The following is a 15973-nucleotide window of genomic DNA, read 5'->3' on the forward strand; positions in this document are numbered from 1 at the left end:
CCGGTAAGTCGCCCCTGCTCAAGTGTGCGGGCGGGAGTCGGTAGGCTGAGTCCGTCCCTGCCGCCCGTGGGTCGCCGAACGGCCCGGGCGGTGCCGCAGCAAGGAGGAACCCCTGAGCATGCCAGGCACCGATTCGGAAGCCGCGCGCGACGCCTCGCTGCCCGCCCGCGCAAAGATCGCCGTGACGGCCGGCAAGATGGCGGCCGCGCTGTCCCAGAAGGCCGGACGCGGCAGCGGGTCGGTGATCGGCGGCAAGGTGGCGCTCAAGCTCGACCCCGATCTGTTGAAGACCCTCGCCGAGCACCTGGACGTGGTGCTGGTCAGCGCCACGAACGGCAAGACCACCACGACCCGGCTGATCGCCGAGGCCCTGCGGGCGGCCGGCCCGGTGGTCTCCAACGCGCTGGGCGCGAACATGCCGGCCGGTATCACGGCGGCGCTCGCGGGCGGCACCGACGCCAGGTTCGGCGTCATCGAGGTGGACGAGAAGTACCTGCCGATGGTCGCCCGGGACACCCGTCCGAAGGCCATAGCGCTGCTGAACCTCTCCCGTGACCAGCTCGACCGCGCGGCCGAGACCCGCATGATGGCCGAGAAGTGGCGCGAGGGTCTGAAGGACACCGAGGCCGTGATCATCGCCAACGCGGACGACCCGCTGGTGACCTGGGCCGCCTCGTCCTGCAAGAAGGTGGTCTGGGTGGCCGCCGGGCAGGCGTGGAAGGAGGACGCCTGGTCGTGCCCCTCGTGCGGCGGTGTGATGCAGCGTCCGGGCGACGACTGGTTCTGCGGTGAGTGCGGTTTCCGCCGCCCGAACCCGCACTGGGCGCTGCAGGGCACCCACGTGATCGACCCGCACCGCGGTGCCTGGCCGATCCAGCTCCAGCTGCCGGGCCGCGCCAACCTGGCCAACGCGACCAGCTCGGCGGCGGTCGCCGCGGTGTTCGGCGTGGCCCCGCAGGTCGCGCTGCAGCGCATGCAGTCGGTGGCCGCGGTGGCCGGCCGCTACGACGTGGTGCAGTACCGCGGCCGGGACATCCGGCTGCTGCTGGCGAAGAACCCGGCCGGCTGGCTGGAGACCTTCTCGCTGATCGACGGGCCGCCCGCGCCGGTGATCCTGTCGGTGAACGCGATGGACGCCGACGGCACCGACACCTCCTGGCTGTGGGACGTCGACTACGAGCGCCTGGCCGGTCATCCGATCTTCGTGATGGGCCAGCGCAAGCTCGACCTGGCGGTCCGCCTGGAGGTCGCCGGCCTGCAGTTCCAGGTCGTCGACTCGCTCGCCCAGGCGGTGGACGCGGCCCCCGAGGGCCGGATCGAGGCGATCGCCAACTACACGGCGTTCCAGCAGCTGCGCAAGGCCGTGGTGGCCTGATGAGCGACCAGTCCTATCAGCAGTACGGCCAGCAGCCGTACGGCGGGCAGCAGTTCGACGAGCACCAGCAGTACGGCGAGCAGCAGCAGTACGACCAGCACCAGCAGTACGGGCAGCAGCCGTACGGCGGTCAGTCGTACGGCGAGCCGCAGTACGACCAGCAGCACGGCCAGCAGCAGCAGTACGACCAGCAGCCGTACGGTGAGCAGCAGTTCGCCGGGCGGCAGCGGGGGTTCGAGGAGCCGCAGCAGCAGTACGGGGGCGGTGCGCCGGAGGCGGCGCCGCAGTACGGGAGGTCTTCGAGGATGAGCGAGAGCAGCCTGCGGGTGGTCTGGGTGTACCCGGACCTGCTGTCCACGTACGGCGACCGCGGCAACGCCCTGGTGGTGGAGCGGCGGGCGCAGCAGCGCGGCCTCGGGGTGCAGCGGATCGACGTGCGCTCCGACCAGTCGGTGCCGACCAGTGGTGACATCTACCTGATCGGTGGCGGTGAGGACCGTCCGCAGCGGCTGGCGGCGGAGCGGCTGCGCAATGACGGCGGGCTGGTCCGGGCGGCCGAGAACGGTGCGATCATCTTCTCGGTCTGTGCGGGTTTCCAGATCCTCGGCCACGAGTTCATCAACGACCTCGGCGAGCGCGAGGCGGGTCTGGGTCTGCTGGACGTGTGGACCACCCGCGGTGAGGGCGCGCGCTGTGTCGGCGACGTGCTGGCGGAGGTGAACCCGCAGCTGAACCTGCCGCAGCTGACCGGTTTCGAGAACCACCAGGGCGTCACGCACCTCGGCGAGGGCGTCAAGCCGTTCGCCACGGTGCAGGTCGGCCGGGGCAACGGCACCGGTGACGGCACCGAGGGCGCCTGGCGCGACACCGTGTTCGGCACCTACCTGCACGGCCCGGTGATGGCCCGCAACCCCGGCGTCGCCGACATGCTGATCAAGCTGGCGCTGGACGTCAACGCGCTGCCGCCGGCCGACACCACCTGGTACGACGCGCTGCGCACCGAGCGGATCGCCGCGGCGGCCCGCCCGGCGTAGCCGCCGGCCGTTGGCCCGGTGGACGGCTGACCGCCATGTGGTCAGCCGTCCCCGGTGGAACAACTTCATAGGAGAATGAGGAAGCCCGGGCGCAACACCCTCCTCGGCGGTCGGGTCGCAGTTACGTGTGGTGCGTCGAGGAAGCCGCCCCCGCGTCGGTTTCGGCCCGGCCGGACGCAGGAACCGTATGCTGTGCAGCAGGTCCGTTTCGGGCGCTATGTCCGATTCTCAACCACCAGTCCGGCCGTCCGAATCCTGCTCGGGAGTTGGCAAAGCAATGCGTATTGGTGTCCTGACCAGTGGCGGTGACTGCCCCGGCCTGAACGCCGTCATTCGTTCCGTGGTCCACCGGGGGGTGGTCGACCACGGCGACGAGATCATCGGGTTCGAGGACGGCTGGCGCGGTCTTCTGGAGGGCGTGCACCGCCCGCTGACCCTGGACTCGGTGAGCGGCATCCTCGCCCAGGGCGGCACGATCCTCGGCTCCTCCCGGGTCCAGCCGAGCCACCTGCGCGACGGTGTTGAGCGTGCCAAGCGGTACTGCGCGGACCTGGGCATCGACGCGGTGATCCCGATCGGCGGCGAGGGCACCCTGAAGGCCGCGAAGCTGATGAGCGACGCGGGCCTGCCGGTGGTCGGCGTGCCGAAGACCATCGACAACGACATCGCCTGCACCGACGTCACCTTCGGCTTCGACACCGCGGTGTCGGTGGCCACCGAGGCGCTCGACCGGCTGAAGACCACCGCCGAGTCGCACCAGCGGGTCATGGTGGTCGAGGTGATGGGCCGCCACACCGGCTGGATCGCCCTGAACGCGGGCATGGCGGCCGGTGCGCACGCCATCGTCGTCCCCGAACGCCCGTTCCACATCGACAAGTTGACCGAGGTGGTACGCGAACGCTTCGACCGGCAGAAGAAGTTCGCGATCGTGGTGTGCGCCGAGGGCGCCAAGCCCGAACCCGGCACCATGCCGTGGGAGGAGGGCACCAAGGACATGTACGGCCACGAGCGGTTCACCGGCATCGCCACCCAGCTCTCCCGCGAACTGGAGTACCGCCTCGGCAAGGAGGCCCGCCCGGTGATCCTCGGCCACACCCAGCGCGGCGGCACCCCGACCGCCTACGACCGGGTGCTCGCCACCCGCTTCGGCTGGCACGCCGTGGAGGCCGCGCACAAGGGCGCGTTCGGCCAGATCACCGCACTGCAGGGCACTGACATCCGACTGGTGCCGCTCGGCGAGGCCGTCGCCGAGCTGAAGACGGTGCCGTCCGACCGCTACCTGGAGGCGGAGACCGTCATCTGACGGACCATCAACTCTCAAGCCGGGGGCGCGTCGTGGTTCACCGCGCGCGCCCCCGGCGATAGCCTTCGCCGCATGGAGATCCTCGCGTACGGCGTCCAGTCCGACGAACGGCCGCTGCTCGAAGCCGCCCTGGCCGCGCACCGCCCGCGCCTGCTGGACGTCTTCCTCACCGCCGACACCGCCCCACTGGCCACCGGCTACCCCGTGGTCTCCAGCAGCGTCAACGACGAACTGACCGCCGAGACCCTGCGGTTGCTCGCCGCCGGCGGCACCCGGCTGATCGCCCAGCGCTCCACCGGCTTCAACAACATCGACCTCGACGCCGCCGCCGAACTCGGCCTCACCGTCGCCCGGGTCTCCTACTACTCCCCCTACTCGGTCGCCGAACACGCCTGGACCCTGGCCCTGGCCGTCAACCGCCGGCTGATCCGATCCGTCAACCGGGCCCGCGAGTTCGACTTCCGGCTCGACGGCCTGATGGGCCGCGACATCCACGGCATGACGGTCGGCGTGCTCGGCACCGGCAAGATCGGCGAATGCTTCGCCCGGATCGCCGCCGGCTTCGGCACCAGCCTGCTCGGCTGGGACCTCACCCCCAATCCCGAGTGCGAGGCGCTCGGCATGCGCTACGTCGAGAAGGACGAACTGCTCGCCCACAGCGACATCGTCTCCCTGCACGTCCCACTGCTGGACGCCACCCACCACCTGATCGACCACGCCGCACTCGCCCGCATGAAGGACGACGCGATCCTGGTCAACTCCTCCCGCGGCGGCCTGGTCGACGCCGTCGCCCTGGTCGAGACCCTGCGCGCCGGACGCCTGGCCGGCGTCGGCCTGGACGTGTACGAGGAGGAGGCCAACGTTTTCTTCACCGACCGCTCCGGCCAGGGCATCGCCGACGACGTCCTGGCCCGCCTGATCAGCTTCCCGCAGGTCCTGGTCACCTCCCACCAGGCGTACTTCACCCGCACCGCCGTCGGCCAGATCATCGACGCCACCGCCCGCAACATCGACGACTTCACCGCGGGGCGCACCAACGAGAACACCCTCGTGCCAAGGAGCTGACCCGCCGCCGGGCGGGCACTGGTCCGAGGGCTTGGGCCTGGTGATGGCCGCGCTGGTGCTGGTGGTGGCGTTCGGGTCGTGGCGTTCGGGTCGTAGCGTTCGGGTCGCTGGTGGCGGCGGGGCTGCCGCTGCCCGGCCCCGCGCCCGGGTGAGCCGCCGTTGCCTGGCGAGCGGCGGCCGGACGGCTTCGTGGCGGGGGCCGCTGGCGGGCGCGCCGTAAGCGACGCCTAGGCTGGGTCCGAACGAAACCGACCAAACCGGACCCGCGTCGTCGCGCGGTGCCGGACGGCAATGGACGAAAGCGGGGCCGCCCGATGGGCGACGGCATGACGGGGATGCATCACCACGGCGGGGGCCCCCTGCCGCCGTTCAGTCTCTCCCGGGCGATGGAGTTGTCGCCGGACTGGCCGTACCTGATCTTCTGCGCGCTCGCCCTCGGCCTGTACCTGGCCGGGGCGATCCGGCTGTGGCGGCGCGGCGACAAGTGGCCGGTGAGCCGGGCGCTGTTCTGGACGGCCGGTGTCGGCACCGTGTTCATGGTCACCAACACCAAGCTCAACGACTACGGCATGGTGCTGTTCAGCGCCCACATGATGCAGCACATGGTGCTGTCCATGCTGTCCCCGATCCTGCTGCTGCTCGGCGCGCCGATCACGCTCACGCTGCGCTCGCTGCGGCCCGCCCGCAAGGGCAGCGGACGCGGCCCGCGCGAGCTGCTGGTCGCGCTGCTGCACAGCCGGCTGGTCCGGATCGTCTCGCACCCCGCGTACACCATCCCGATCTTCATCGCGAGCCTGTACGGGCTGTACTTCACGCCGCTGTTCGACTACCTCATGCAGTACCAGATCGGGCACGTGGCGATGATGCTGCACTTCCTCGCCGTCGGCATGCTGTTCTTCTGGCCGATCATGGGCGTCGACCCCGGCCCGCACCGCCCCGGCTTCGTGATGCGGATCCTCGAGCTGTTCATGGGCATGCCCTTCCACGCGTTCTTCGGCGTGGCCGTGATGATGGCCTCCGGGCAGTTGGTCAGCACCTTCACCGCCGAGATGGCCCCGCTCGGCACCGACCTGCACGCCGACCAGCAGCTCGCCGGCGGCATCACCTGGGCGTTCGGTGAGATCCCCACCGCGATCGTGCTGATCGCCCTCACTCTCCAGTGGGCCAAGTCCGAGGAACGGCAGGCCCGCCGCCGCGACCGGGCCGCCGACCGCGACGGCGACGCCGAGCTGGCGGCGTACAACCGGTACCTGGCCTCGCTGAACCGCAGCGCCGGGTCGGCCGGGTAACCGCTTTCCGTTTCCGTTTCCGTGGATCCGCCCTGGAGCTTCTCCCGGGCGGATCCTGCTTTTTGTTCTGGGGCCGGGGTGTCTCGGCTCAGCTTCTCAGCCGATGCCCTGGCGGTCGGGGCTGAGCGCGAAGACCCGGTTCTGCTCGTCCGGGACGGCCACGGCGACGGCCCGCTCCAGCAGGCGGCGCTGCGTCTGCAACGGGTCGCGCCGCGGCTCCGGGGTGATCCGCAGCAGGTCGTCCAGGGCGGCGGCGAGCCGGCGGGTGACCTGGGGCTGGCCGGCCCCGCAGATCCGGATCTCGGTGAACGCCAGGTCCACCGTCGCCTCCCAGCCCGGCACCGGCTGCACCAGCCGCACCGCGCCGTCGCGGTCCCGGTGGCGCAGCTCGCCCACCTGGTACGGGGCGAGGACGGCGAGCAGCTGATGGATCCGGTCGAGGGCCTGCACGGCGGTGGTGGGGTCGTTGACGGCCGGCGACAGGGCGCGGATGGCGATGTCGACGAGCTGGCGGAAGCCGAAGCTGAGGTCCTGGTGCATGGTGCGGTCCACACCGACGTTCAGCGCGGTGGTGATCCACCCCGGCCGGGGCGGGGTGCCACCGGACACCAGGACGGTCGGGGTGCCGGGCGCGATGAAGTCGCCGATCCGCGGCACCAGGTGCAGCACCGCCCCGTGCCGCCGGGCCACCCGCACCAGGCGGCGGATGTTGACATCCCGCAGCACGCCGGCCCGGCCCTCGTGCAGCAGCGTCGGGCCCTGCGGCGCAGCGCCCGCTGCGGCAGCATTCGGGGCCAGCCAGCGGTAGGCCAGCAGGACCTGGAGCGACTCCCGGGTGATCCGGTCGATCATGTGCGGCACCCGCAGCAGCCGCATCGTCGCCTGCACGTACAGCACGAACAGCGCAAGGCTGAGCATCACCAGGGCGACCGCGACGATGGTCGACACCACCGGGACGGAGACGGCGCGCGCCGGGTCGGTGGTGTCGTCGTAGCCCAGCTGCACCAGCAGGGTGAAGACGAACGTCGCCAGGCAGGTCGAGAACGTCGCCTTGGTCAGCCGGCTGCGCACGTACAGGCGCAGCACCCGGGGGCTCATCTGGCTGGCGCCCATCTGGAGCGCCACCAGGGAGATCGAGAACACCACGCCGATGAAGGTGAGCATCGCCGCGCTGACGGTGGACACCACGCTCTTGGCCGCGGTGGCGAAGGACTGCAGGTTCTCGGTGCCCTGGGTGGCCGCCGCCTCGAAGAACAGCTCCTGGTCGATCAGGTCGGTCAGCCCCGCCAGCAGCACCGCCCCCACACAGGCCACCAGCGGCGCGAACCAGAACGACTCCCGCAGGAGCTCCCGCAACGGCGACAACGCCCGATACCGCGGCCGGCGCCGCCCGCTGTGCTGCTCGCTCATCTCGCCAGGCTAGCCACGGCCGGGGCCCGCCCTCGGGAAGGACGCGGGTGGGCGGTGGATTCGGCCGCGGGCGCCGGTCGGGGGGTGGCACTGCCGCACGGTCGGGTGGTGCGGGCCGGGCCGGCGGACGGGCGGAGGGGCGGAGGGGCGGGTGGTGCGGGCGGACGGGCGGACAGGCGGACGGGCGGACGGACGATGTGGCGCTGCACGGTCCCGGTGCGGTGAGCGCCGTTGCTGCCTACCTCGCCGGGGTGAGCTCCGGCAGGGCCTGGACGGGCACGCTCGCCGTTTCCGACCAGGACGAAGGTGGCTGCCGCGGCCGCCAGGACGCCGACGAGGGCGGCTGCCGCCCAGCGTGTCCGTGACTTCACCGCACCGCCCCGGCGGACCCGCTTGTTCTTGATGCTCACCACGCGGCGGGATGCTGACAGAACTCCAGTACGGTCTGCGGAAGTTGGCCTTCCCCTTGTTTGAGTTTCGGTCAACTTGTGGGAGATTCCGGCTGGTTGTCTGCTCAGCAGCAACGCGGAACGGCGCAGCGGAACACCATGCCGATCCACCGCCGACACCAGCCTGCCGGCAGCGCGCGACCACCGGGGCACGACTCTCATGCGACCCCGCCGGCCGAAGGGCCGCTGGGCCGGCGGGTCGCGCAGGTCACCGCACCGGCCGACCCAAGCGGGATTGACCTCACCATCGACGCCGGCGCGTACGACCCGCAGGCCGGCTCGCCGAGTCCCAGCCCGCCGGGCCGCCCCCGAGCGGTGCGCCGCAGGGTGCGCTCGTCTGCACCGGCAGTTCCGGTCTCGCCCGGGGCGCCACCCTCGGCACGCTGGTGGTCGGCACGGGCACGGCCTTCGTCCTGGCGAGCCGCCCTCGGCATGCCAGGCGCCGCTGGCGTACCCGAACCACCCCTGCGGGCCGGTGCACCCGCACCGGCCCGTAGGCGTGCGCGGTACGAGAGGCCGGATCCATCCGGTGCCGAGATGATCGGAGGTGGGTGCCCGCCGGGCGCCGGGACGGGGGCGGTGAGCGTGAGGAGGCCTCTGATGGCACAGGAGTCGACCACGGCGCTCCGGGCCGTGCCGAATGCGACGCCCGAGGAGCGGGTGGCGCGCGGCAAGGAGGCCCGGCGGCGCGCTCCGCGTTCGAGCCACGCGGAGTTCCGGCCGGGGAAGAACCGGCCGGACCCGTTGAAGATCCTGGAGGCGCAGTCGGCGGTCCGGGTGCCGGAGCTGGTGCCGATCCGCTACGGCCGGATGACGGAGTCGCCGTTCCGGTTCTACCGGGGCGCCGCCGCGATCATGGCCTCGGACCTGGCCGGCTCGCCCGACTCCGGCATCCGGGCCCAGCTGTGCGGTGACGCCCACATGCTGAACTTCCGGCTGCTGGCCTCGCCGGAGCGTCAACTGCTGTTCGACATCAACGACTTCGACGAGACGCTGCCCGGCCCGTGGGAGTGGGACGTCAAGCGGCTGGCGGCCAGCCTGGTGATCGCCGGGCGGGCCAACGGCTTCGACGACCGGGTGCGGGCCGGCATCGTGCGGGCCTGCGTCCGCTCGTATCGCGAGTCGATGACCCGGTTCGCCGGAATGCGCAACCTCGACCTCTGGTACACCCGGATGGATGCCGAGCAACTCCAGGCGATGGCCACCGAACGCCTTCACAAGCACGGCCAAAAGACGCTCTCCCGCACCATGGCGAAGGCCCGAACCCGCGACAGCCTTCAGGTCTTCGACAAGCTCAGCCAGGTGGTCGACGGCGAGGTGCGGATCGCCCCCGACCCGCCGCTGCTCGTGCCCATCGCCGAACTGCTGCCGGACCTGGAACGCGCGGTGCTGGAGCAGGAGTTCCGCGGCCTGATCGAACGCTACGGCACCACCCTCGCCTCCGACCGGCGCACCCTGTTGCAGGACTTCCGGCTGGTGGACGTGGCCCGCAAGGTGGTCGGCGTCGGCAGCGTCGGCACCCGCTGCTGGATCTTCCTGCTGCTCGGCCGGGACGACCGGGACCCGCTGTTCCTCCAGGCGAAGGAGGCCGGCCCGTCCGTCCTGGCCGAGCACGTCGGCGCCAGCGAGTACCGCAACCAGGGCGAGCGGGTGGTGGCCGGCCAGCGGCTGATGCAGGCCTCCAGCGACATCTTCCTCGGCTGGGAGCGGGTGCTGGGCATCGACGGCAAGCGCCGCGACTTCTACGTCCGCCAACTGCGCGACTGGAAGGGCATCGTGGTCGCCGAGGAGCTGCTGCCGTCCGGCATGAAGGCCTTCGGCGAGGTCTGCGGTTTCACCCTGGCCCGCGCCCACGCCCGCTCCGGCGACCGGATCGCCATCGCCGCGTACCTGGGCACCAAGGACGTGTTCGACCGCGCGCTGGTGTCGTTCGCCGAGGCGTACGCCGACCGGAACGAACGCGACCACCAGGCGCTGGTCGATGCCGTCCGGGCCGGTCGGCTGCCCGCCGAGGAACTGCCGAGCCCCTAGGGCCGGACAGGCTAGCTTCCGACCGCGGCCGACAGGACGTCCAGCAGCGGGGCGGCGTCCGTCCCGTCCGGGCCGCTGAGGCAGAGGCGGTCGGCCAACTGGCCGTAGCGGTGGTGGAGTTCGCGGGCGACGGCGGTGGGCTCGCCGGTGAGGGCGAAGGTGTCGAGGACGGTGTCGTCGATCAGCCGGCCCATCTCCTCCCAGCGGCCGCGCACCGACAGGGGGTGGAGCTCGTCCTGCAGAGCGGCCCAGCCGTGGGTCTCCAGGACGGGACGGTAGGCGGGGGTGGAGGCGTAGAAGGCGAGGCGTTCGCGGACCAGGCGGAGGTTGGTGCGGTACTCGTCCTCGTCGCGGCCGGTGGCGACCAGCACGTTGGCGACCACCTCGAACGGGCGGGAGGTCCAAGGGGCGTTCTCCGCCTCGGACTTGGCGCGGGCGGCGCGGACGGCCGGCAGGACGGCGGCGGCCAGGTGCTGCGGCGAGCCGAACGGGTGGGCGAGGAACCCGTCCGCGACCGCCCCGGCGGTGGCCGTCATCAGTGGCCCGACGCCCGCCAGCAGCAGGGGCGGCGGCTGGTACGGGAGTGGCGCGGGTGCGAACACCGGGGTCATCAGGGTGTGCCGGTAGAACTCGCCGCGGAAGGCGAGGCGTTCGCCGGTCTGCCAGCTGTGCCAGATCGCCCGCACGGCCGCCAGGTACTCGTGCATCCGGGCCGCCGGGCGGTCCCAGGGCATGCCGAAGCGGCGCACGACGTGCGGCTTGATCTGCGTCCCGAGCCCGATCGCCGCCCGTCCGCCGGAGCTCTCGTGCAGGCCCCACGCCTCGTAGGCGAGCGTCATCGGGGTGCGGGCGAAGGCGATCGCCACGCCGGTGGCCAGGCCGATCCGCTCGGTCCGGTCGGCGGCCCGGGCCAGTTGCAGGAACGGGTTGTGCGAGGTCTCCGACAGCACGAACCGGCCCGCCCCGCGCTCCTCGGCGGCCCGGGCCAGGTCGGGCGCGGTGGCGGGCAACGGCGGTACGGCGAGATCGATCTGCATGGGCGGACGCTCCTGCGGGCGGTGCGGGGCTGTGACGCCCCGATGCTATGCGCGGCCGCCCGCGCCGCCCGTCGGCGGGCCGTCAGGACGGGAGGCGGCGGGCCCTCGGCGGGCTGACGGTGGGCGGGCGGCGGGCGGCGGGCCATCAGGACGGGAGGACGAACGGCGACGGGGTGACGAGGAAGGTCTGGCCGTGGGTGTCCACCTTCTCCTTCGCCTCGTCCGGGTCGCCGGGGTTGATGGAGAAGACCACGGCGGTGTCGCTCGCCGGATCGAACCACACCGTCACCTCGGGCCAGGCCTTCACCAGCACCTCGTTGAGCTCCGGGGCGGTCACCCAGGCGGCGTTGGTCGGCACGTACGGCGCGAGCGAGGCGGGCAGGCCGCCCGGCAGGTCGTCGGGCAGCGGCAGGCCGTAGGCCGGCAGGTCGTCGGCGGCGAAGGTGGGGGCGGCCACGGGGTCGCTGCGCCGGCCGTCGAGCAGGCGCTTGACCTGGCCGGGCTTCAGGTGCAGCACCGCGTACAGCACATACGGCTGGTCCTGGTTCGGCAGTGACCGGGGATGAACGCCGGGCGCGTGTGTCACCCACTGCGCGCTCTCCAGCTCACCGAAGCGGTGGAACCGCCGCACCATCGGCTCCAGCTCGGTGCGCAGCCCGGTGGTCTGGGCTGCGTACTCGGCCTGCTTGTCGAACACAGTGCTCTCGGGGTCGCAGGCCGCCAAGGCGCCGAGGGTGGCGCCGAGAACGAGGAAAGCGCTTACCAACATCGTTCCTCGCCGCACTGCCCGTCCCCCTCGCTCGTGGGCGCCCCGGAAGCCGCCCCCTTTCCGCTTGTCGGCCCCCATGCTGGCCGACGGCACCGCGGTGATCATCAGCTCGGAGGATGAGCCGTCCGGCCCGGGTACGCCAGAGGGAGGAGAACGCCTGCCGACGGGCCGTCAGGTGGGCAGGACGAATGAGGACGGAGTCACGTAGAAGGTCTGGCTGTCGGCCGTCTTCAGTCCGGAAGCGCGCGGGGGCGGCTTCGGGGCTACCGTCTCGGGCCGGCGGCCGGTCAGGAGCACCTCGGCGCCGTCGGCGGCGAACCGGGCCGCGACGGCCCGGCCGATGCCGCTACACGGTGTCCTTGCTCGATGACTGCTACGTTTAGACCTAAACATAGCCGGGAAGCCGGAGGCAACTCCCCAAATGCCCGAGCCAGCAGAGGACTTCGACCCGTCGGACGACGGCCGCTCGACCGCCGCGATCGCGGCCGCCTGGCGGCGCGAACGCCCCGGCACCCCCACCGACTCGATCGGGATCGTCACCCCGGTCTGGCGGCTCGGGAAGCTGTTCGCCGACGACCGCAACCGCGTCCTGCGGGCGGCCGGGATCGACGCGGCCACCCTCGATCTGCTGTCCGTGCTGCGGCGTTCAGGCGCGCCGTACGAGCTGACCACCCGTGAGCTCGCCCGCCGGACGCTGGTCACCGCCGGCGCGATCTCGCAGCGGGTGGCCCGGGCCGAACGCGAGGGGATGGTGCGCCGCTCCCCCGCGCCGACCGGCGCCAGGGCCGTGCTGGTCACCCTCACCCCCGCGGGCCACGCGCTGGTCGAACGCTCGGTGGACGCCGTTCTCGGGCGCGAGGCCGAGCTGGTCACCGGCCTCTCCCCCGCCGAACGCGCCCGGCTCGCCGAGCTGCTCGACCGGCTGCTCACCGACCTCTACGGGCGCCTTGATTGACGGCCCGTCGCCCGGTATTGACGACCGTCACCTGCTTCTGCCGCCGCGCCGCGCCCGGTTCGGGCCGTCCCCTCACTTGCCGCCGTCCTTCGGTTCGCAGAGCGCGTCGTCCACCAGCTTGTTCTCGGCCGCGGCGATCCGCACCACGTCCTCCGGGCCCGCGATCCGGACGCCCGACAGCGAGACCGTGACGGCCCGGCGGCCGTCGGCGGTGACGCCGGTGGCGGTGATCCAGCCGGAGTCGCCGCCCTCGTGGCCCCAGTACACGCCGCCGCAGGACAGCGGGCGGGAGAACAGGCCGAGTCCGTCGCGGGCGCCGGGCATCAGCTGTTCGAAGTCCTGGCCGACCGGCACGGTCTGCTGCATCAGCGCGAGTTGGGCGGGCGGCAGCAGGCGGCCGCCGAGCAGGCCCTGGAGGAAGCGGTCGAGGTCGGCGGTGGTGGAGATCAGGCCGGCCTCGCCGTTGGTGCCCGCGCCGACCTGCTCGGTGACGTCCACCAGCGGCCCGCCCTCCTGGAAGCGCTGGTAGGTGGCGGCGTGCGGCTGCGGCAGGGTCGGGTCGGTGCCCGGCCGGGAGGTGTGGTCGAGGCCGAGCGGGCGGACGATCCGCTCGCGCACCTCCTGGTGCCAGGGGTGTCCGGTGACCCGCTCGATCATCATGCCGAGCAGCACGTAACCGGTGTTGTCGTAGTTCCAGTTGGTGCCGGGCTTGAAGTCGGGCTGGTGGGCCATGGCCCGCGCGACGGTCTGCTGGGGCGTGACGGTGTCGTTGCGGTGCTTGCGGAAGTCCTCCTCGGAGGTGTAGTCCGGGTAGTCGTCGTGCAGGCCGCTGCGGTGCTGGAGCAGGTCGCGGACGGTGATCGCCCGCCCGTCGTTGCCGTTGCCGGACACCACGCCGGGCAGCCGGCTCTCCACCGTGTCGTCCAGCGAGAGCTTGCCGTCGGCGACGAGTTGCAGGACCACGGTGGCCACAAAAGCCTTGGTCACGCTGGCGATCCGGAAGTACCCATTGGCGGGGACGGCCTGCCGGGAGGTCGTGTCGGCGACGCCGCCGACGGCGGTCACGTCCAGGCCGTCGGGGCCGCTCAGGCGGGCCTGCACCCCAGTGGCGCCGAGGGCGGTGAGGGCGTCGACGTTGCGCTGGAGTACGGGGTTCGTCCGGTGTCCGCCGTCGTGCCGCTTGACGGCGGCGTTCGCGCCCAGCAGGCCGGCGGTCAGCGCGCCCGCCCCGAGGACGGCCAGCAGCAGGGTGCGGCGGCGGGAGCGGCGGGGAGTGTCGAGGGGAGTGTCAATCGATGTGCTCGTCATGGTGGTTGACGCTAGGTGGGGCGGGGGTGCGCGGTCGGTACCCCGTACTGGTGGGAAATTGGTGCAGCTGGCTGTAGTGCCGGGCCCGGTGACGATGGCTCAGACTGTTCCGAATGAATGATCAACGGGGCGGCCGGCTGAGGGCGTTGTGGCGCGGCCTGGGGTATCTGCTGGGCAGCCTCGGCACGGGCGCGGCCACGCCGGCCGCGCTGCCGGTGCTGCTGGTGCCGCGGGTGGCGCGCGGCTGGGCGTCCTGGCACCGGCGGCGCGCGGACCGGCTGCTGCGCGCCGCGCCGTCCGGTCCGGTCCGGGTCGGCACGGGGCGGGTGCTGCTGTGGGTCGCGGCGAACCTCGCCTGCGGCCTGGTGTTCGGGCTGCTCGCCGTCCTGTGCGCGGGCAACACGCTGACCACCGCCGTCACCGTCCCGCTGTGGTGGGCGCTGCCGCCCGGCACCCGCGCGGGCGGCTTCGCGGCCGGCGTCCCGCTGACCGGCTGGGGCACCGCGTTGACGCTGGGCACGGCGCAGGTGGCCGGGTTCGCCGCGCTGACGTACTTCGTGGTCCCGCCGCTGGCGCGGCTGCACGCCCGGCTCTGCGTGGCACTGCTGTCACCGTCGGCGGCCGAGCGGCTGGCCCTTCAGGTGGCGGCGCTGACCGAGACCCGGGTCGGCGCGATGAACGCGCACGGCGCGGAACTGCGCCGCATCGAACGGGACTTGCACGACGGCACGCAGGCCCGGCTGGTGTCGATCGCGATGCGGCTCGGGGTGGCGCGCGACCTGCTCGGCGAGGAACCGGCGGCCGTGGCCGGGCTCCTCGCGCAGGCGCAGCAGGGCACGGAGGACGCGATGGCGGAGCTGCGCGCGGTGATCCGGACGATCTACCCGCCGATCCTCGCCGACCGGGGCCTGACGGGGGCGCTGGCCGCGCTGGCCGCCGGGGCGGCGATCCACACCGACCTCGACACCGGGCCGCTCGGTTCCGTCCCGGCGGCGGTGGAGGCGGTGGCCTACTTCACGGTCGCCGAGGCGCTCACCAACGCCGCCAAGCACAGCGGGGCGGGCCGGGCGGGCGTTCAAGTACGCCGGGACGGCGACCGGTTGACGGTGCTGGTCACGGACGACGGGGTGGGCGGCGCGGACGCGTCGCGCGGTACCGGCCTCGCCGGGATCCGGCACCGGGCGCTGGCGCTGGACGGCGCGGTGCACGTACACAGTCCGGTCGGCGGGCCGACCACGATCGAGGTGGAGTTGCCGTGCGGGTCGTGATCGCCGAGGACAACGTGCTGCTGTCCAGCGGGCTGGAACTCCTGCTGACCGCCAAGGGTTTCGAGGTCGCGGCGATCGCCGAGGACGCGCCCGGTTTCCTCGCCGCGGTCGACGAACACCGGCCGGACGTCACCATCGTCGACGTCCGCCTGCCGCCGGGCTTCCGCGACGAGGGCATCCGCGCGGCGATTCAGGCCCGCCGCCGGCACCCGGGCCTGCCGGTGCTGGTGCTCTCGCAGTACGTCGAGCGCCAGTACGCGGGCGAGTTGGTCTCGGACGGGCGCGGCGGCGTCGGCTACCTGCTGAAGGACCGGGTCGGCCGGGTCAGCGAATTCGTCGACGCCCTGCGCCGAGTGGCCGCCGGCGGAACGGTCATGGACCCCGAGGTGATCGGCCAGCTCCTCACCCGCCCCGCCCACGACCCCATCGCCGCCCTGACCCCCCGCGAACGCGAGGTGCTGGCGCTGATGGCCGAGGGCAAGGACAACGCCACCATCGCCGCCCGCCTGGTCATCACCGACAACGCCGTCCACAAACACATCGGCAACATCTTCACCAAGCTCGCCCTGTCGCCCACCGACAGCGGCCACCGCCGGGTCCGCGCCGTCCTGACCTACCTCAGCCACGACTAGCCCTGGCGGGGCCGGACGGGGGCACCTCCGGCGAGACGGGGGGCAGGC

Annotated in this window: 13 protein-coding genes; 9 read left to right on the forward strand and 4 right to left on the reverse strand. The window is 72.5% G+C overall.

Annotated features, from left to right (window positions below; translation table 11 throughout):
* Positions 1-118: 118 nt before the first annotated feature.
* The 5 genes from ACZ6R9_RS16150 to ACZ6R9_RS16170 all read left to right on the forward strand — a co-directional run bounded on the left by ACZ6R9_RS16150 (position 119) and on the right by ACZ6R9_RS16170 (position 6066).
* A complete protein-coding gene (locus ACZ6R9_RS16150; RefSeq protein WP_380480818.1) occupies positions 119-1375 on the forward strand; it encodes a Mur ligase family protein in 1257 nt (418 codons plus the stop codon).
* A 305-nt stretch (positions 1376-1680) separates the two neighbouring features.
* The gene (locus tag ACZ6R9_RS16155; protein ID WP_465538851.1) at positions 1681-2409 is read left to right on the forward strand and encodes a type 1 glutamine amidotransferase; all 729 of its coding nucleotides are present in this window, start codon (positions 1681-1683) and stop codon (positions 2407-2409) included.
* A gap of 277 nt (positions 2410-2686) precedes the next feature.
* A complete protein-coding gene (locus tag ACZ6R9_RS16160; protein ID WP_380480816.1) occupies positions 2687-3712 on the forward strand; it encodes a 6-phosphofructokinase in 1026 nt (341 codons plus the stop codon).
* A 72-nt stretch (positions 3713-3784) separates the two neighbouring features.
* Entirely contained in the window at positions 3785-4777 is a 993-nt protein-coding gene (locus ACZ6R9_RS16165; protein WP_465538604.1) for a 2-hydroxyacid dehydrogenase, read from the forward strand.
* Positions 4778-5112: 335 nt separating this feature from the next.
* Positions 5113-6066 carry a cytochrome c oxidase assembly protein gene (locus ACZ6R9_RS16170; RefSeq protein WP_380480959.1) on the forward strand — a complete coding sequence of 318 codons (954 nt, stop codon included), beginning with the start codon at positions 5113-5115 and terminating at the stop codon, positions 6064-6066.
* Between the two features lie 96 nt (positions 6067-6162).
* Here ACZ6R9_RS16170 and ACZ6R9_RS16175 read toward each other — a convergent pair whose 3' ends face one another.
* Positions 6163-7476, reverse strand: coding sequence for a DUF2254 domain-containing protein (locus ACZ6R9_RS16175; RefSeq protein WP_465538605.1), 1314 nt, complete (start codon positions 7474-7476; stop codon positions 6163-6165).
* A 1049-nt stretch (positions 7477-8525) separates the two neighbouring features.
* Here ACZ6R9_RS16175 and ACZ6R9_RS16180 point away from each other — a divergent pair.
* Positions 8526-9956: a DUF2252 domain-containing protein gene (locus tag ACZ6R9_RS16180; RefSeq protein WP_380480810.1), complete on the forward strand. Its 1431-nt coding sequence runs from the start codon at positions 8526-8528 to the stop codon at positions 9954-9956.
* A gap of 11 nt (positions 9957-9967) precedes the next feature.
* Here the strand turns inward: ACZ6R9_RS16180 and ACZ6R9_RS16185 are convergent, their stop codons facing one another.
* Positions 9968-10993, reverse strand: coding sequence for a TIGR03617 family F420-dependent LLM class oxidoreductase (locus ACZ6R9_RS16185; RefSeq protein ID WP_380480808.1), 1026 nt, complete (start codon positions 10991-10993; stop codon positions 9968-9970).
* Between the two features lie 145 nt (positions 10994-11138).
* On the reverse strand, positions 11139-11762 hold the full coding sequence (locus ACZ6R9_RS16190) for a hypothetical protein (RefSeq protein ID WP_465538606.1): 624 nt from the start codon (positions 11760-11762) through the stop codon (positions 11139-11141).
* Positions 11763-12183: 421 nt separating this feature from the next.
* On the opposite strand from ACZ6R9_RS16190, the gene ACZ6R9_RS16195 reads away from it, so the two are divergent.
* Positions 12184-12717: a MarR family winged helix-turn-helix transcriptional regulator gene (locus ACZ6R9_RS16195; protein WP_465538607.1), complete on the forward strand. Its 534-nt coding sequence runs from the start codon at positions 12184-12186 to the stop codon at positions 12715-12717.
* Between the two features lie 72 nt (positions 12718-12789).
* Here ACZ6R9_RS16195 and ACZ6R9_RS16200 read toward each other — a convergent pair whose 3' ends face one another.
* Positions 12790-14025 (reverse strand): serine hydrolase domain-containing protein, encoded by a 1236-nt coding sequence (locus tag ACZ6R9_RS16200; protein ID WP_465538608.1) that lies wholly within the window; start codon positions 14023-14025, stop codon positions 12790-12792.
* 113 nt (positions 14026-14138) lie between these two features.
* On the opposite strand from ACZ6R9_RS16200, the gene ACZ6R9_RS16205 reads away from it, so the two are divergent.
* Both ACZ6R9_RS16205 and ACZ6R9_RS16210 read left to right on the forward strand, forming a co-directional pair.
* Positions 14139-15293 carry a sensor histidine kinase gene (locus ACZ6R9_RS16205; RefSeq protein ID WP_465538609.1) on the forward strand — a complete coding sequence of 385 codons (1155 nt, stop codon included), beginning with the start codon at positions 14139-14141 and terminating at the stop codon, positions 15291-15293.
* On the forward strand, positions 15281-15925 hold the full coding sequence (locus ACZ6R9_RS16210) for a LuxR C-terminal-related transcriptional regulator (RefSeq protein WP_380480797.1): 645 nt from the start codon (positions 15281-15283) through the stop codon (positions 15923-15925). Before ACZ6R9_RS16205 ends, ACZ6R9_RS16210 begins: the two co-directional genes overlap by 13 nt.
* The last annotated feature ends 48 nt before the right edge of the window (positions 15926-15973 follow it).

The organism is Kitasatospora sp. NPDC048662 (genome assembly GCF_055587065.1).